The organism is Pseudomonas sp. SM4, from assembly GCF_051913165.1.
Lineage (GTDB): Bacteria > Pseudomonadota > Gammaproteobacteria > Pseudomonadales > Pseudomonadaceae > Aquipseudomonas.
In genome coordinates, this window is the sequence record NZ_JBODOE010000001.1 from 617554 (window position 1) to 632316 (window position 14763).

Annotated in this window: 15 protein-coding genes; 6 read left to right on the plus strand and 9 right to left on the minus strand. The window is 60.9% G+C overall.

Going from position 1 to position 14763, the window contains the following annotated elements:
• Window positions 1–27: 27 nt before the first annotated feature.
• From ACQ4MY_RS02825 to ACQ4MY_RS02840, 4 genes are all read right to left on the minus strand, one after another.
• Window positions 28–1716: an ATP-dependent DNA ligase gene (locus ACQ4MY_RS02825; RefSeq protein ID WP_440093585.1), complete on the minus strand. Its 1689-nt coding sequence runs from the start codon at window positions 1714–1716 to the stop codon at window positions 28–30.
• Window positions 1713–2747 carry a ligase-associated DNA damage response exonuclease gene (locus ACQ4MY_RS02830; protein WP_008083904.1) on the minus strand — a complete coding sequence of 345 codons (1035 nt, stop codon included), beginning with the start codon at window positions 2745–2747 and terminating at the stop codon, window positions 1713–1715. The genes ACQ4MY_RS02825 and ACQ4MY_RS02830 overlap by 4 nt, the downstream gene beginning before the upstream one ends.
• A gap of 163 nt (window positions 2748–2910) precedes the next feature.
• Window positions 2911–5361 carry a penicillin acylase family protein gene (locus ACQ4MY_RS02835; RefSeq protein WP_440093586.1) on the minus strand — a complete coding sequence of 817 codons (2451 nt, stop codon included), beginning with the start codon at window positions 5359–5361 and terminating at the stop codon, window positions 2911–2913.
• Window positions 5362–5646: 285 nt separating this feature from the next.
• A complete protein-coding gene (locus ACQ4MY_RS02840) occupies window positions 5647–6291 on the minus strand; it encodes a glutathione binding-like protein (protein WP_440093588.1) in 645 nt (214 codons plus the stop codon).
• A gap of 146 nt (window positions 6292–6437) precedes the next feature.
• Between ACQ4MY_RS02840 and ACQ4MY_RS02845 the strand changes: the two genes are divergently transcribed.
• On the plus strand, window positions 6438–6995 hold the full coding sequence (locus ACQ4MY_RS02845; protein WP_440093655.1) for a cysteine hydrolase family protein: 558 nt from the start codon (window positions 6438–6440) through the stop codon (window positions 6993–6995).
• Between the two features lie 217 nt (window positions 6996–7212).
• On the opposite strand, the gene ACQ4MY_RS02850 is transcribed toward ACQ4MY_RS02845, so the two are convergent.
• From ACQ4MY_RS02850 to ACQ4MY_RS02865, 4 genes are all read right to left on the minus strand, one after another.
• Window positions 7213–7422, minus strand: a complete 210-nt coding sequence (locus ACQ4MY_RS02850) for an SEC-C metal-binding domain-containing protein (RefSeq protein ID WP_008083915.1) — start codon at window positions 7420–7422, stop codon at window positions 7213–7215.
• Window positions 7419–7913, minus strand: coding sequence for an LEA type 2 family protein (locus tag ACQ4MY_RS02855; RefSeq protein WP_440093590.1), 495 nt, complete (start codon window positions 7911–7913; stop codon window positions 7419–7421). Before ACQ4MY_RS02855 ends, ACQ4MY_RS02850 begins: the two co-directional genes overlap by 4 nt.
• Before the next feature lie 112 nt (window positions 7914–8025).
• The gene (locus tag ACQ4MY_RS02860; protein WP_045123197.1) at window positions 8026–8502 is read right to left on the minus strand and encodes a YchJ family protein; all 477 of its coding nucleotides are present in this window, start codon (window positions 8500–8502) and stop codon (window positions 8026–8028) included.
• A gap of 4 nt (window positions 8503–8506) precedes the next feature.
• A complete protein-coding gene (locus ACQ4MY_RS02865; protein WP_440093591.1) occupies window positions 8507–9004 on the minus strand; it encodes a DUF6231 family protein in 498 nt (165 codons plus the stop codon).
• 199 nt (window positions 9005–9203) lie between these two features.
• Between ACQ4MY_RS02865 and ACQ4MY_RS02870 the strand changes: the two genes are divergently transcribed.
• The 4 genes from ACQ4MY_RS02870 (at window position 9204) to ACQ4MY_RS02885 (ending at window position 11907) form a co-directional block, all read left to right on the plus strand.
• Window positions 9204–9899 (plus strand): OmpA family protein, encoded by a 696-nt coding sequence (locus tag ACQ4MY_RS02870; RefSeq protein WP_008083923.1) that lies wholly within the window; start codon window positions 9204–9206, stop codon window positions 9897–9899.
• Between the two features lie 89 nt (window positions 9900–9988).
• Window positions 9989–10711: an OmpA family protein gene (locus ACQ4MY_RS02875; protein WP_440093593.1), complete on the plus strand. Its 723-nt coding sequence runs from the start codon at window positions 9989–9991 to the stop codon at window positions 10709–10711.
• A gap of 163 nt (window positions 10712–10874) precedes the next feature.
• Entirely contained in the window at window positions 10875–11156 is a 282-nt protein-coding gene (locus ACQ4MY_RS02880; protein WP_440093595.1) for a DUF1145 domain-containing protein, read from the plus strand.
• Window positions 11149–11907 (plus strand): collagen-like protein, encoded by a 759-nt coding sequence (locus ACQ4MY_RS02885; RefSeq protein ID WP_440093597.1) that lies wholly within the window; start codon window positions 11149–11151, stop codon window positions 11905–11907. The genes ACQ4MY_RS02880 and ACQ4MY_RS02885 overlap by 8 nt, the downstream gene beginning before the upstream one ends.
• A gap of 117 nt (window positions 11908–12024) precedes the next feature.
• Here the strand turns inward: ACQ4MY_RS02885 and ACQ4MY_RS02890 are convergent, their stop codons facing one another.
• Window positions 12025–12489 (minus strand): CopD family protein, encoded by a 465-nt coding sequence (locus tag ACQ4MY_RS02890; RefSeq protein WP_440093599.1) that lies wholly within the window; start codon window positions 12487–12489, stop codon window positions 12025–12027.
• Between the two features lie 98 nt (window positions 12490–12587).
• Here ACQ4MY_RS02890 and dinG point away from each other — a divergent pair, with 98 nt between their 5' ends.
• Complete coding sequence (gene dinG / locus ACQ4MY_RS02895) at window positions 12588–14732, plus strand: ATP-dependent DNA helicase DinG (protein WP_008085357.1); 2145 nt, start codon at window positions 12588–12590, stop codon at window positions 14730–14732.
• Window positions 14733–14763: the final 31 nt, after the last annotated feature.

The window sequence follows — 14763 nt, forward strand, 5'->3', positions numbered from 1 at the left end:
GGTTTTGCGTTGTCACCGGGCAATGGATCAGGCCAGCAGGTCTTGCAGGGTGGCGAGGCTGTCCGCTTCATCCACAGTTTTATCCTGGCGCCAGCGCAACATCCGCGGGAACCGCACGGCAATTCCGCTCTTGTGCCGCCGCGACAGGGCGATGCCTTCGAAGCCCAGTTCAAACACCAAACTCGGTTTCACGCTACTCACCGGCCCAAATTTCTCCACCGTGGTCTTGCGCACAATGCTGTCGACCTGACGCATCTCCGCATCCGTCAGTCCCGAATACGCCTTGGCGAACGGCACCAGCGCCCGCTGACTCGACTCTGGCGGCCCATCCCACACGGCAAAGGTGTAATCGCTGTACAAACTGGCGCGCCGACCATGCCCGCGTTGCGCGTAAATCAACACCGCATCGACGCTGAACGGATCAACCTTCCACTTCCACCAGACGCCCATGTCCTTGGTACGGCCAACGCCGTACAGCGAATCGCGCGCTTTGAGCATCATCCCTTCGACGCCCAAACGCCGGGAGGCCTCGCGCTGGCGGTCAAGGTCGAACCAGTCGTTGCCGGTCAGCACGGGCGAGGGCAGTAACACCGGACTGTTACAGCGCGCGATGACCTCTTCCAATTGTGCTCGGCGTTTGGCCTGTGGCTGATTGCGCCAGTCCTCGCCCTGCCATTCCAGCAAATCGTAGGCGAGCACCACCACCGGCACCTCTTCGAGGATTTTCTTGTCGAGGGTTTTGCGGCCGATGCGCTGTTGCAGCAGGGCGAACGGCTGCACCGCTGGCGGCTCTGTCGATTGCGGATCGAAGGCATCTTCGGTGGTCGGGTGAGTGCTTTTCCACACAACGATTTCGCCGTCGATCACCGTGCCATCCGGCAAGCCGTGCACCAGCACATCCAGTTCGGGAAAACGCTCGGTGACCAGTTCCTCGCCGCGTGACCATACCCACAATTTGCCGTCGCGCTTGACCACTTGCGCGCGGATGCCATCCCATTTCCATTCAATCTGCCAATGACTGGCCGGCCCGATTAGCGCTTCAAACTCTTCAACCGGTTGCGACAACGCGTGGGCGAGGAAAAACGGGTAGGGCTGACCGCCGCGCTGGGCATGTTCATCAGCGGATTCAGGGGCGATCAGTTTCAGGTAGCTGGCGGCATTCGGGCGGTTCGACAGATCGGTGTAACCCACCAGCCGTTGTGCCACGCGTTTGCTGTCCAGGCCGGCCATCGACGCCAGCGCGCGGGTGACGAGCAATTTCGACACGCCGACACGAAAGCTGCCGGTGATCAGTTTGATGCACAGCATCAGGCTCGACCGATCCAGTTGTGTCCACAGATCAGGCAACTGGCGCGAGAGGAACTCCGGGGTTTCACCGCGCAATGGCAGCAGTTTGTCTTCAATCCATTCGGCGAGGCCGGCGTCGGAGCTGTGCAGGTTTTCCGGAAGCACCAGCGAAATGGTTTCCGCCAGATCGCCGACGGACTGATAACTCTCTTCGAACAGCCAAGGTTCGAGGCCGGACATGTCCACGGCAATCTCGCGCAGAATGCGCACCGGCACCAATTGCCGAGGCCGTCCACCGGACAAAAAGTACACCGCCCACGCCGCGTCCTGCGGCGCTGCCTGGGCGAAGTAAGCCTGCATCGCTGCCAGTTTGGCGTTGCTTGAAGTGGTGGCGTCGAGCTCGGCGTACAACTCGGCGAAGGCTTTCATGTGGGAGTCTCGGCGACGGTGGGTTCGGCGGCGATGTTGTCTTCCTCGTCATCGCCGTATTCAGTGTTGAAGCCTTGGGCATCGAGGCCTTGCTCGCGCAGATGGCGCACCAGCACGCCGATCGAGCCGTGCGTGACCATCACCCGTTCGGCGCCGGTCTGGTTGATCGCCCATAACAGGCCGGGCCAGTCGGCGTGATCGGAGAGCACGAAACCGCGATCGACGCCGCGCCGCCGGCGGGTGCCGCGCAAACGCATCCAGCCACTGGCGAAGGCATCGCTGAAGTCGCCAAAGCGGCGCATCCAGCTACTGCCGCCGGCCGAGGGTGGGGCGATGACCAAAGCCTGACGCATGAGCGGATCATTTTTGCTGACGTCACCGGCGTAAATCGTCGGCGGCAGATACACGCCTGCTTCGCGGTACACCCGGTTCAGCGGCTCGACCGCACCATGGCTGAGAATCGGCCCGAGGCTTTCGTCTATGCCGTGGAGAATCCGCTGGGCCTTGCCGAACGAATAGCAGAACAGCACGCTGGCCTTGCCGGCGGCGATGTTGGCTGCCCACCACTGATTGATCTCGGCGAAGATTTGCGCCTGCGGCTGCCAGCGATAGATCGGCAGGCCGAAGGTCGATTCAGTGATGAAGGTGTGGCAGCGCACCGGTTCGAATGGCGCACAGGTGCCATCCGGCTCGACCTTGTAATCACCGGACGCGACCCAGACTTCGCCGCCGTATTCGAGACGCACCTGTGCGGAGCCGAGCACGTGGCCGGCGGGGTGAAAACTCAGGGTGACGCCATGGTGGGTGAGGCGTTGGCCGTAAGCGAGGGTTTGCAGATTGATGTCCTGGCCCAGACGCGCGCGCAAAATCCCTTCGCTGGCGCTGCTGGAAAGGTAATGCTGATTGCCCGTGCGGGCATGATCGCCGTGGGCATGGGTGATCACCGAGCGCTCGACGGGGCGCCAGGGGTCGATGTAGAAATCACCCGCAGGGCAATAAAGACCTTCGGGACGCGCGATAACAAGGTCCATGTCGTTACCAGAATGGGGGGCTTGTTAGCTATGAGGCTGGCGCTGGGCTGGAAGTTCTATCGACTTTTTCGCGGGGGTAAAAAGCAAAAGATCGCAGCCTTCGGCAGCTCCTACATTGATCGGTGTAGGAGCTGCCGCAGGCTGCGATCTTTTGATCTTGCCGTTACTTGCCCGGGGTAAGAGTCAAACGAGTTTTGCCATACACCCGGTCAAAGTTCTGCGGCTGCATCGGCAAACCGATGTATTGCCCCTTCAGCCACGCATCAATCCCGTTCAGGTAATTCGGGCTGACCGGATTCCCCGATTGCCCTGTACCGTTCTGGCCCATCAGCGGTTCAGTCTGACCGAAGTCGACGATGAAACGCATCGAAGGTGCGCGGTTGGTGGTGAAATCCTGGCCCCAGGCAAACGCTGCGGTGTTCAACGTAGTGTGATCGCCACCCGCCGCCAGTGGGCCACGCACGTTCTGGCCATTGCTGTTTTTCCAGGTATAGCTGTGCAATTTGCCCCACTGCCAAGCCTTGTGATCGCCGCCCAGTTGACTGTCGCCCGCGCTGATCGCGGCGGCCATGCTGCGGGCGAGAATCAGCGCTTTGTCTTCTTTCTGCGGCGTGCGAATGTCGTCCCAGAACGGGCTGTCTTCGCGCCCCAGCAGGTGATCGGCCTGTGCCGCGTAGGACAAATCACCGTTGGCGATAAACGCTTTCCACGCCGGGCTCGATTCCGGACCCAGTTCGTCGAGGAAGATCTGCTTCATGCTTTCCTGCAGGAACAGCTCATAAATCGCCGCGTCCGCCGAGGTCGGGCTGAGCTTGCCGTCGAACGCCATCAACCGCGTGAAAGCCTCGCGCGCCTTGCTGCGATCCGCTTCCGGCAGGGCATCTATCGCCTGTTTCAGCGGTTGCTTCATGCCCGGAGCTTCGAAGACTTTCTTCAGCTTGGCAGCAAACGTGGTGGTCTGGTCGTACTGCATGGCGATCACGCTGCGGCTGTCATGCTTGCCGCTGCCGGCCAGTTCAGCCAGGCGTTCGCCACGCTCCGGTGCGGCCCAGGAATTGGACAGCTGCATGCCGTAACCGTGAGGAATCACGCGCTGGTTGGCGGTGCCGAGCCAGCCTTGCGCCGGGTCCTGATCGTAGGGGTGCAGCATCGGGTCGGCGTAACCGTCCCAGTCGTAGCGACCTTCCCAGCCCGGCGAGGGCAGCAAGCCTTCGCCTTCACGGCGATTGGGGTAGCGGCCGGTGACTTGCCAGCCAATGTTGCTCGCGTCGGCGAACACCAGATTCAGCGCGATGGCGCGGATTTCACGGCTGGCGTCCGATGCACGTTCAACGGTTTGAGCGCGGGTCAGATCAAAAAAGGCGTCCAGCGACTTGTCGTCGGTGAAGCTCGGCGTCTGCAACGCTACGCCGAAACCATTGCCTTGCGCGGCAGCCTGGGCGCTGTTGAGCAGCGCACCGTGGCGGGTTTCGTACACCGCTTCGCGAACCGGTCGCTGGCCTTTGACGAAGTAGGTTTCGTTGCGCACGCCCAGCGGCTGCCATTTGCCGTTGACCTCATAGGCCAGGCTGCTGCCCTGACGACGGATTTTTTCCAGAAACAGGTCCTGGTTGTCGCCGAGCACGCTGGTCATGCTCCACGCCACTTTGCCGTTGAAACCACCCAGTACCAGCGGCAAACCGGCAACGGTCACACCCGCCGCCTGATATTTCGGTGCGCGGATCTGCACGAAGCTCCACAGCGAAGGCGCAGCCAGCGGCCCGTGGGCATCGCTGGCCAGAATGCTCTTGCCGCTGCGGCTGCGTTGCGGGGCGATCGCCCAGTTGTTCGAAGACGTCGTGCCCAACAGGTTCAGCGCCGACAGTTGCTGGCTGGCGCTGCTCAACTCGGTCAGGCCGGGAATCTGCCCGTTGAGCTTGAGGCCTTGCAGCTTGTCGGCTTCGGCCAGCGGCAGGTTTTCATCGGGAGCGGACGGCGTCAGCCAGGCGAGTTTGTCGGTGGTCACGGTTTGCGCGAGCACTAGCGCGGAAATTTCTTCCGGCAGGTTGGCCGACTGGCTGAAATTCAGCAGGGCGAAAATCAGCGCCGAGTCTTCGGGTTTCCAGTATTCGGGCTTGTAGCCGCTGGAGGCGAGGTCACCCGGCAGTTTGTCGGCGTAGCGGAACAGGTAGGCATTGACGCCCCGCGCATAGACTTCGAAGAAGCGCTTGAGGCGTGGCGATGAGGCTTTATACAGCTCGGCGGCGCTTTTCTTCAGGTTGACCGCGCGCATGTAGCGGTCAGCATCGAGCATCGACGCGCCGGACATTTCCGCCAGACGGCCCTGAGCCAGCAGGCGCAAGGTAACCATCTGGTTGATGCGATCGCTGGCGTGGACGTAGCCGAGGCTGAACAGCGCGTCGTGGAAGGTATTACTTTCGATCAACGGCATGCCCATGGCATTGCGTCGCACCGACACGTTCTGCGCCAGGCCCTTGAGCGGTTGCACGCCGGAGGTCGGCGGGAGGGTGTCCTGAGCGTTCCAGGTCTGGCAACCGGACAGGCCCAAAACACCGGCCACTGCTGCGGCAACGCCGAACCGGGGAAGAAAATGTGTGAGGGCTGGCGAGGCCATGGCAAAGCTCCTGCGGGGGGTAGCGTCAGTAAAGGCGCTACGTTAGTGAGCAGGAGGATGCCGCGCAAGCGGGGGCGGGGGTTATTTCAGGATTTGTCTGATAAACCGTTCACCTGAGGACAACACAACACCTGTGGCGAGGGGATATATCCCCGTTGGGCTGCGAAGCGGCCCTGATTCCTGCAACCAGGATGAGTCTGGCACACCGTGATTGCAGTTTTTGGGGCTGCTGCGCAGCCCAACGGGGATAAATCCCCTCGCCACAAAGGTCTTCCCTGACATCAATCAGGATTTCGGCGGATTGATTTTCTGCACCAGCGCATACGCCTTCACCGTCGCCGGGCGATCCTTGATGTGGTTGAACCAGCGCTGCACATGCGGGAAGTCTTCCAGATTCTGGCTCTGCCATTTGTGCGAGACGATCCACGGGTAAATCGCCATGTCGGCAATGCTGTATTCACTGCCCGCCACAAATTCGTTTTCGGCCAGTTGCTTGTTCAATACGCCGTATAAACGTGCGGTCTCGTCGATGTAGCGCTTGATCGCGTAAGGGATTTTCTCCGGGGCGAACTGGCTGAAGTGATGATTTTGCCCGGCCATCGGCCCCAATCCGCCCATCTGCCAGAACAGCCACTGCAACGCCGTTTGCCGACCGCGCAGATCCTTGGGCAGAAACTTCCCGGTCTTCTCCGCCAGATACAAAAGAATCGCCCCGGATTCGAACAACGACAACGGCTCACCGCCATCGGCCGGTTCATGGTCGACGATGGCCGGGATGCGGTTGTTCGGGGCGATCTTCAGAAAGTGCGGCTGGAACTGCTCACCCTGGCTGATGTTGATCGGGTGCACGTTGTACGGCAGGCCGGCCTCTTCGAGGAACAGCGAGATCTTGTGGCCGTTGGGGGTGGTCCAGTAATACAGGTCGATCATGGAAAGCTCCAAATCAGAAAATGGCTTACGTGCGGACAGCAAACGCCAGCGTCAGGTGATCCCGTGTGCGTTCGATAGCTTGCCTGTTATCAGGAGGTGATGCTGAACTGCGCAGAATTCAATGACCCCGCGTGAGAAAAATCGCCATGGAGCTTCAGGCCAATGCAGCACTGATCATCATCGACCAGCAAAAAGGCATCCTGCAGCCGCGTCTGGGGCGACGCAATAATCCTCTGGCTGAGGAACGGATTCTTGATCTGCTGGGGTTTTGGCGGCGAAGTTCAAGGCCGGTGATTCATGTGCAGCACCTGTCGCGCGAGCCTGATTCGGTGTTTTGGCCCGGGCAGGAAGGCGTTGAGTTTCAGCGGCGGTTTTTGCCGCAGGACGGCGAATGGCTGATTCAGAAACAGGTGCCGGATGCGTTTTGTGCCAGCGGCTTGGAGGTGCAGTTGCGTGAGGCGGAGGTCGGGCAACTGATCATCGTGGGTGTGGCGACCCATAACTCGGTTGAGTCAACGGCACGTACCGCAGGCAATTTGGGGTTCGATACGTTTGTGGCTGAGGATGCGTGTTTTACCTTCGACAAGGCCGATTATTTCGGCACGCTGCGCACGGCTGAAGAGGTGCACGCGATGTCGCTGGGGAATTTGCACGGGGAGTATGCGACGGTGGTCAGTACTGCCCTGATTTTGGCAGCCGACTGATAAACCTGTGGGAGCTGGCTTGTCGGAACGCCGCATCGCAGCGATGGCGGAGTAACAGGCGACATCAATGTTGAATGTGCCGGCCTCATCGCTGGCAAGCCAGCTCCCACAGGGCCTGCAGATGTCCACAAAAAATGTGTTCAGTGCAGATCAACGGTGGCAGCGAGCCTGCTCGCGAAGGCGTCAGGTCAGGCGAAGAAGGTCTTCGCCTTGAGCATCAAGCGCCGTGGCACTTTTTGAATTTCTTGCCGTTGCCGCATGGGCAAGGGTCGTTGCGGCCGACGTCTTTCAGGGCGTTGCGCACCGGTTCCTGGTGGGCGTGGCCGCAGTTCGGGCCGTGGACGTGGCCGTGGTCATGATCGTGATGATGGTCATGATCATGATCGTGGTTGCAGTCAGGGCCATGGACATGAGGTTGCTGGGTCATCGGTGTTGCTCCGGAATAAAATCGGCGGGGATTATCACGCCATTGCGCTCGAGGTGCACGTAGTGAGCGATGAATAAACCGGTTTCCATTTCACCCTGCAAGCGATAGGGAATCTGCTGGGTCGGACTTTTCAGCATTTTCACCACGTCTTTTACCTTCGGCCACAGGTTGGTGCGGATCGGTACTTTGAAATAGGCACTGCGCTTGGGTCCCACCGTGAACCAGTGTTCATGCTCGCCCTCGGCCAGCAGCATGTCGGCCAGATGAATGCGGTATTCGAGGCCGCGCACGGTCAGGTCGCTGTCGTTGGGGTTGTCGATGCGAAAGTGCAGGATGAATTTTTGTTCGAGCAGTTTGGCGCGCACCACTTCGACTTTCACCAGATGCACGGCGGGGTCGACGCTGTCGTCGCTGAACCACGAGGCACAGCCGCCGAGGTTCAGGATCAGCATCAGAATGAAGCATTGGCAGGTGCGCCGACGACCGAGCATGGTTTGACTCCCTTTGGTGCCAGTCTAGACGCTAAAAGATCGCAGCCTTCGGCAGCTCCTACAGGGTACGCAATCTCATGCAGGAGCTGCCGCAGGCTGCGATCTTTTAATCTTAAGCTCCGAAGTACCCCGCGCAGCACTTCTTGAACTTCTGCCCACTCGCGCACGGGCAGCTGTCATTGCGCCCCAGCTTCATCTGCACCGTCGGGTCGATGAAGTACCAGCGTCCGGTGTTCTGCACAAACGAGGAACGCTCGCGATGGCTGTGTTCGCCCTGACTGTCATGCCAGCGTGCGGTGAAGGTGACAAAGGCGTGTTCCGGCTGGCCGCCGAAGACTTCCGAATGCTCCACCTCAAGGCCCAGCCAGGTGCTCTGCGCGCTCCAGTTGCTGATCGACTGGCGATCCAGGCCCGCTTGCTGGGCGGGCAGGGTGGTCGCCACCAGATAGTCGATCAGGCCCAGCACGTAGGCGCTGTAGCGCGAACGCATCAGCGCCTCGGCGCACGGGGCCGGGAGGCCTGCGTGATAATGGCCGCAGCAGGCCTCCAGCAGATTGCCGCTGCCGCACGGGCAAATGGCTGTACTCATTGCATTACCACCAGTATTTGCCGAAGTTTTCCGGATTGGCCCAGAACCGTGAGTTGAGCCAGTCGGGGACTTGTTTGTATTCAAGCAGATCGTAGGTGAACAGCGTCAACACTTGATCGTCGCGCTGGAAGCGCTCGCTGGCTTGCAGGGCCAGTGAATAAAAGTCGGTTTCCTGCCAGCCACAGGCTGCCAGATCCGCCAGCACGGCGATGCGGCTGGCGTTCAAATTGCGAATCCCGCCCAACAGGTTCAGGCCATCGCGCTTGGGCAGATGTTCCAGGCAATCGACCACCAGCGCCAGGTCGAAACGCTGGGCGGCTACCTCTGCAGGCAACGCACCCGGCGCAGCATGGGCGACGACGGTGTCCGGATGTGCCTCTTTAAAAGCACTCAACGCCGGAAACTCGCTGGCGCCGATCAACAGCAAGCGTGCCGGGGCATAACGATCCAGTAAAGCAGCCAACGCCTGCTGTGGCGTGCGCGAAGAAATGGCGACGTTCATCGAAGCTCCTCAATCAGATCGCCAAGACTAGCGCGCTCCATCACCGGAGCCTAGCGCCCTGTCTCGCGGGTTTTCGGCAAAAGCGCCAAAGTCCTGTGAACACGGTCGCAAACAGCAGTGGCCTATTGCTGGCGGAGATTAAAACTCCGGTCTTTACTCCCTGAATCGGTTCTAAGCCGATCCCTCAGGAGAAAACTAGATGAGCATAGTTCGGACAGCATTACCCTTGGTTCTGCTAACCAGTGTGTTGACTGGTTGTGCAGGTTTGCAGAAAACCGACTGGCCGACCTGTGCGGCGGTCGGCGGTGTCGTCGGTGCCGGTCTCGGCGCGACGGAAAGCTCGGCGTGGGCGGGTTACGGCGCGCTGATCGTCGGTGGTACTGCGGCAGCCTATTGCTGGGTGCACGGTGATGGCGACGAAGACGGCGATGGTGTGCCGGACAGTCGCGACAAGTGCCCGGGCACGCCGAAAGGTGTGCAAGTCGATGCTGACGGCTGCCCTCCACCTGCCCCTGCGCCAGTGGTTGAAGAAGCTGTAGTGGTCAAGGAAGAAACCATCGTCATTCGTGATGTGCACTTCCAGTTCGACAAAGCCACGCTGACCGGTCCTGACAAACAAGTGCTCGACAAGGTCGCCACGCGCCTGAAACAGGAGTCCTCCACCGCACAACTGACCGTGACCGGTCACACCGACAGTGTCGGCAGCGATGCCTACAACAAGAAACTGTCGGATCGTCGTGCGCACTCGGTGGTTGAGTACCTGATCCAGCAGGGCGTACCGCGTGCCAGCTTCGTGTCGGTGTCCGGTCTGGGTGAAAGCCAGCCTGTGGCCGATAACAAATCGGCTGATGGTCGCGCGCAAAACCGTCGTACCGAAATCAAAATCGTCCGCTAGACCTCTCGCATCCGCGGCTTGTGCAGTCGCGGATGCGGGTCTTTACTCCTGTGTAACCGGTATGGGCCGGTGACACAGGAGCTTTCACAATGAGTGTTTTCTCAAGGTCCGTCTTGCCGGTACTACTGCTAGGCAGCTTGCTCACCGGTTGCGCCACCCACAGCGATGGCACTGCCCCCCTCAATCAACGTACGTGGCCGATCTGCAGCCTTATCGGCGGGCTGGTCGGTGGCGGTCTCGGCGCCATTGAAAGTGGCGGCTGGGCCGGTGGCGGCGCAGCGCTGGGGATTCTGACCGGCGGACTGATCTGTTATGCCCAGGACGGCGATGAGGATGACGACGGCGTATTCGACCGCCGCGACCGTTGCCCGGACACTCCGCAAAATACCCCGGTCGATCACCGCGGTTGCCCGCTGCCGCAATATCCAGTCACCGAAAAAGTACCAGAACCAGCGCCGCAGACTGAGGTGATTACCCTCAGCGATGCCGGCAACGTGCTGTTCGATTTCGACAAGTCCGACCTGACTCCGGCGGCGAAAGCCCAGCTCGATACGCTGATGGACAAGCTGCGCAATGCTGACGTGGTGAGCATCAAGGTCATCGGGCATACCGACAGCAAAGGCTCGGATGCGTATAACCAGGCCTTGTCGGAACGGCGCGCGAGCAGTGTTGCGGCGTATCTGCTGAGCCAGGGCCTGGCACCGAACAAACTCACCAGTGAAGGTCGCGGGGAAAGCGAACCGGTGGCCGACAACGCTACCGACGAGGGACGCGCGCAAAACCGTCGCGTGGAGTTGCACATCAATCGTTAGGACGCGTCTGAAGGGCGCAGGCTAGAGCTGCCGGGCGACGATCATCGTCGTTCCGGCAGCCATTTGGCGGTGCAACGAAGTTTTTTCATTTTCCCCTCTGGCTTATCCCCCGCAGAAGCCGTTACTGTGCGCCCAAAGAATAATTCGCAACACGGGGGAGCGTATGAAACTGTTCTGGGGGCTGGGGCGTTTGTTGACCCTGCTGTTCTGCTGCGTGGTGCTGGCCAATCAACTGGTGCCGTTCGTACATCCGCTGCACCTGCTGGTCAATCTGGCCGGTGGTCTGCTGTTGCTGATTCATGTACTCGAAGTGCTGCTGTGCAATCGCAGCCTCAAAGGCCGTCCGCACCCTTGGCGTGACCGTGGCCGCATTCTGTTGTTCGGCGTATTCCACCTGCAAACCATCCCGGCCCCGGCCGCTCCGGAGGCTTCTTCCCATGCGTAAACTTTGCCTGCTCGCTGCATTCATCAGTCCTTTGGCCTGCGCCCAGGTGGTCAGTGTCGAAACCAATTCGCTGATGCGTTTGCCCAACACCGCCAGCACCTTGCAGCTTGAAAAACTGGAAGTCGCCGATTACGGCACGCTGTTGATTCCTGCCAACGTGACCGAGTTAAGCGTCGGTGAACTGCGCCTTGGTCATGAAGCGCGCATTGCGATCGTTCCGGGTGAACAGGCGCTGGACCTGAAGGTCGCGCGCGCCGAACTGAGCGAAGGCAGCAAAATTACCGCGCGCGGCGCACCGGGCACCTATGAAAAAGCCGCCCGTGCCGGGCGTAATCTGAATCTGCAATTCAAGTCATTGAACGCGCCGCAGCTGTCGGTTGATGCCCGTGGCGGCACCGGTGCACCGGGTTTTGTCGGTCTGGATGGCGGCAATGGTGAAGATCCGGGCTGCACCTATGGCTCGGCTGGTCATGGTTTTGATGGCAGTAACGGCAGCGACGGTCAGCCCGGTGCCCCGGGTGCGCTAGTGCGGCTGGAAGTGCCACGCGAGTTTCCGGCCGATTTGATCAAGGTCAACGTGGCTGGCGGTGCCGGTGGCCCGGCGGGTGTTGGCGGTAAGGCAGGGAAGGGCGGCAAGTCCAAGGGCTGCCTGGTGTATCGCGCCGATGGCGGCAAGAATGGCAAGGCCGGGGCGGATGGTCAGCCTGGGCCAGTGGGGGCGGCGGGTGCGGTGACCGTGCAGCGTTTGTAAGCGCTTTTACTGATTGTTCCCACGCTCTGCGTGGGAACACAGCCCGTGACGCTCCGCGTTACTGGACGCGGAGCGTCCCTTGCGGCGTTCCCACGCAGAGCGTGGGAACGATCATCTTCAGAACATTGGTCTTGCGGCGGCAATCGCCACCAGCACCAACCCCACAATCAAATTAATCCCCACCACCCGGCGAATCCGCCCCAGCACCGCCGCACCCGCCGGCCAGTCCTTCGCGTCCACCGCCGTGCGCAACTCCGGCAGCATCAGCCCCTGAATCCGGATAAACAGCGCCGTCATCACCACGTACAACCCGATCATCACCTGCACATATTTCGGCGCGGTCTCAAACCCGACCTGCTGCAAATGCAACATGCCCACGCCGCTGATCGGCAACAGGATCACCGCGACCCATACCCAGCGGAAAAAACCTTGAAACACTTCCACCCACAACGTCAGGCGGGCAGGGCCGTCGAGAGCCTTCACGGCCGCGGGGCGCAAGACCATCCAGGCGAAAAACATGCCGCCGACCCACACCAGGGCGGACAGGACATGCAGGGGGTAGACGAGGCTAAAAAGTGTCATTGGGTTACTCCGTTCTGCGCGGGATCGATTCGCGGGGTATGATAGCCGCCGAACCGAACCACTGAAAATTTATCCAGCGTTTTTGCGCCCGACACTCAATGATCAGCACTGAACTCAAAACCACGATCCAGGGCGCCTACTCGCGTTTTCTAGAGGCCAAGAGCCTCAAGCCGCGTTACGGCCAGCGCCTGATGATCGCTGAAATCGCCAAAGTCCTCGGGGATATCGACACCGACGACGAAGGCCGGCGCAGTGGCGACCCCGCAATTGTTGCGGTGGAAGCCGGCACCGGTACCGGCAAGACCGTGGCCTACAGCATGGCGGCGATCCCCACGGCCAAAGCCGCCGGCAAGCGTCTGGTCATCGCCACGGCGACCGTCGCGCTGCAAGAGCAGATCGTCTATAAGGATTTGCCCGACCTGATGCGCAACAGCGGGCTGAATTTCACATTTGCTCTGGCCAAGGGCCGTGGCCGCTACATGTGCCTGTCCAAGCTCGACATGCTCTTGCAGGAAGGTCACGCGCAAACCGCCACCGCCCAGCTGTTCGAAGAAGAAGGCTTCAAGATCGAGGTCGATGAGGCCAGTCAGAAGCTGTTCACCAGCATGATCGAAAAGCTCGCCGGCAATAAGTGGGACGGCGACCGCGACAGTTGGCCGAACGCGCTGGAAGACGCCGATTGGGCGCGTCTGACCACCGATCACAGCCAGTGCACCAACCGTCATTGCCCGAACTTCGGCCAGTGCGCTTTCTACAAGGCCCGCGAAGGCATGGGCAAGGTCGACGTGATCGTCACCAACCACGACATGGTCCTCGCTGACCTGGCCTTGGGCGGCGGGGCGGTGCTTCCCGATCCGCGCGACACCATTTACGTGTTCGACGAAGGCCACCACCTGCCAGACAAGGCGATCGGCCACTTCGCCCACTACACGCGCCTGCGTTCCACCGCTGACTGGCTGGAAACCACCGCGAAGAACCTTACCAAACTGCTCGCCCAGCATCCGCTGCCGGGCGATCTCGGCAAGTTGATCGAGCAGGTGCCGGAGCTGGCGCGGGAGATCAAGGCCCAGCAACAGTTCATGTTCAGCGCCTGCGAGCAGGTTGCCGATTTCAAACCCGGCGAAGACGTCGAGGGCCGTGAGCGGCCGCGTCATCGTTTCGTCGCCGGGGTGATTCCCGAGCACATGCGCGAAATGGGCATCGAGCTGAAGAAGGGCTTTTCGCGCCTCAACGATCTGTTCACCCGTCTGACCGACTTGCTCAAGGAAGGCATGGACGGCGAGGTCAACATCGGTATCGCCAGCAATCAGGCCGAAGAGTGGTATCCGTTGTTCGGCAGCCTGTTGTCCCGCGCCTCCGGCAACTGGGAACTGTGGACCGCGTTCACCGCCGAAGACCCGGAAGACAGCCCGCCGATGGCGCGTTGGCTGACCCTGGCCGAAAGCGGCTCGCTGTTCGACATCGAGGTCAACGCCAGCCCGATCCTCGCTGCCGAAACCCTGCGCCGCAGTCTGTGGAACGTGGCCTATGGTTGCCTGGTGACCTCGGCAACGCTGACGGCGCTGGGCACTTTCGACCGCTTCCGCATGCGCGCCGGTCTGCCGAAAAAAGCCGTCACCGCCGTGGTGCCGAGCCCGTTCCATCACGCCGATGCCGGCGTGTTGCGCGTGCCGGACCTGAAGGCCGATCCGCGTGATGCCCCCGCGCACACCGCTGCGATCATTCGTGATCTGCCGGATCTGGTCGAAGGCTCGCGCGGCACGCTGGTGCTGTTTTCTTCGCGCAAACAGATGCAGGACGTGTTCGACGGCCTCGACCGCGACTGGCGCAAGCAAGTGTTCATTCAAGGCAACCTGTCGAAACAGGAAACCCTGAACAAGCACAAGGCGCGGGTCGATGGCGGTGATTCCAGCGTGCTGTTCGGTCTCGCCAGTTTTGCCGAAGGTGTCGACTTGCCGGGTGCGTACTGCGAGCACGTGGTGATCGCCAAGATCCCGTTCTCGGTGCCGGACGACCCGGTCGAAGCGGCGTTGTCGGAATGGATCGAAGCCCGTGGCGGCAATCCGTTCATGGAAATCTCCGTGCCCGATGCCTCGCTGAAGCTGGTTCAGGCCTGCGGGCGTCTGCTGCGCACCGAAGAAGACCGCGGCACCATCACCTTGCTCGATCGGCGCCTGGTCACCCAGCGCTATGGCAAGGCGATCCTCAATGCGTTGCCGCCCTTCCGTCGTGAAATATCCTGAGACATCAGTGGGCAGTTTTGCCCACTGCGTT

What these genes read in the sequence shown, in the direction of transcription:
- ACQ4MY_RS02825 (WP_440093585.1), bottom strand. Translation starts at nt 1,716, where the DNA reads ATGAAAGCCTTCGCCGAGTTGTACGCCGAGCTCGACGCCACCACTTCA.
- ACQ4MY_RS02830 (WP_008083904.1), bottom strand. Translation starts at nt 2,747, where the DNA reads ATGGACCTTGTTATCGCGCGTCCCGAAGGTCTTTATTGCCCTGCGGGT.
- ACQ4MY_RS02835 (WP_440093586.1), bottom strand. Translation starts at nt 5,361, where the DNA reads ATGGCCTCGCCAGCCCTCACACATTTTCTTCCCCGGTTCGGCGTTGCC.
- ACQ4MY_RS02840 (WP_440093588.1), bottom strand. Translation starts at nt 6,291, where the DNA reads ATGATCGACCTGTATTACTGGACCACCCCCAACGGCCACAAGATCTCG.
- ACQ4MY_RS02845 (WP_440093655.1), top strand. Translation starts at nt 6,438, where the DNA reads ATGGAGCTTCAGGCCAATGCAGCACTGATCATCATCGACCAGCAAAAA.
- ACQ4MY_RS02850 (WP_008083915.1), bottom strand. Translation starts at nt 7,422, where the DNA reads ATGACCCAGCAACCTCATGTCCATGGCCCTGACTGCAACCACGATCAT.
- ACQ4MY_RS02855 (WP_440093590.1), bottom strand. Translation starts at nt 7,913, where the DNA reads ATGCTCGGTCGTCGGCGCACCTGCCAATGCTTCATTCTGATGCTGATC.
- ACQ4MY_RS02860 (WP_045123197.1), bottom strand. Translation starts at nt 8,502, where the DNA reads ATGAGTACAGCCATTTGCCCGTGCGGCAGCGGCAATCTGCTGGAGGCC.
- ACQ4MY_RS02865 (WP_440093591.1), bottom strand. Translation starts at nt 9,004, where the DNA reads ATGAACGTCGCCATTTCTTCGCGCACGCCACAGCAGGCGTTGGCTGCT.
- ACQ4MY_RS02870 (WP_008083923.1), top strand. Translation starts at nt 9,204, where the DNA reads ATGAGCATAGTTCGGACAGCATTACCCTTGGTTCTGCTAACCAGTGTG.
- ACQ4MY_RS02875 (WP_440093593.1), top strand. Translation starts at nt 9,989, where the DNA reads ATGAGTGTTTTCTCAAGGTCCGTCTTGCCGGTACTACTGCTAGGCAGC.
- ACQ4MY_RS02880 (WP_440093595.1), top strand. Translation starts at nt 10,875, where the DNA reads ATGAAACTGTTCTGGGGGCTGGGGCGTTTGTTGACCCTGCTGTTCTGC.
- ACQ4MY_RS02885 (WP_440093597.1), top strand. Translation starts at nt 11,149, where the DNA reads ATGCGTAAACTTTGCCTGCTCGCTGCATTCATCAGTCCTTTGGCCTGC.
- ACQ4MY_RS02890 (WP_440093599.1), bottom strand. Translation starts at nt 12,489, where the DNA reads ATGACACTTTTTAGCCTCGTCTACCCCCTGCATGTCCTGTCCGCCCTG.
- dinG (WP_008085357.1), top strand. Translation starts at nt 12,588, where the DNA reads ATGATCAGCACTGAACTCAAAACCACGATCCAGGGCGCCTACTCGCGT.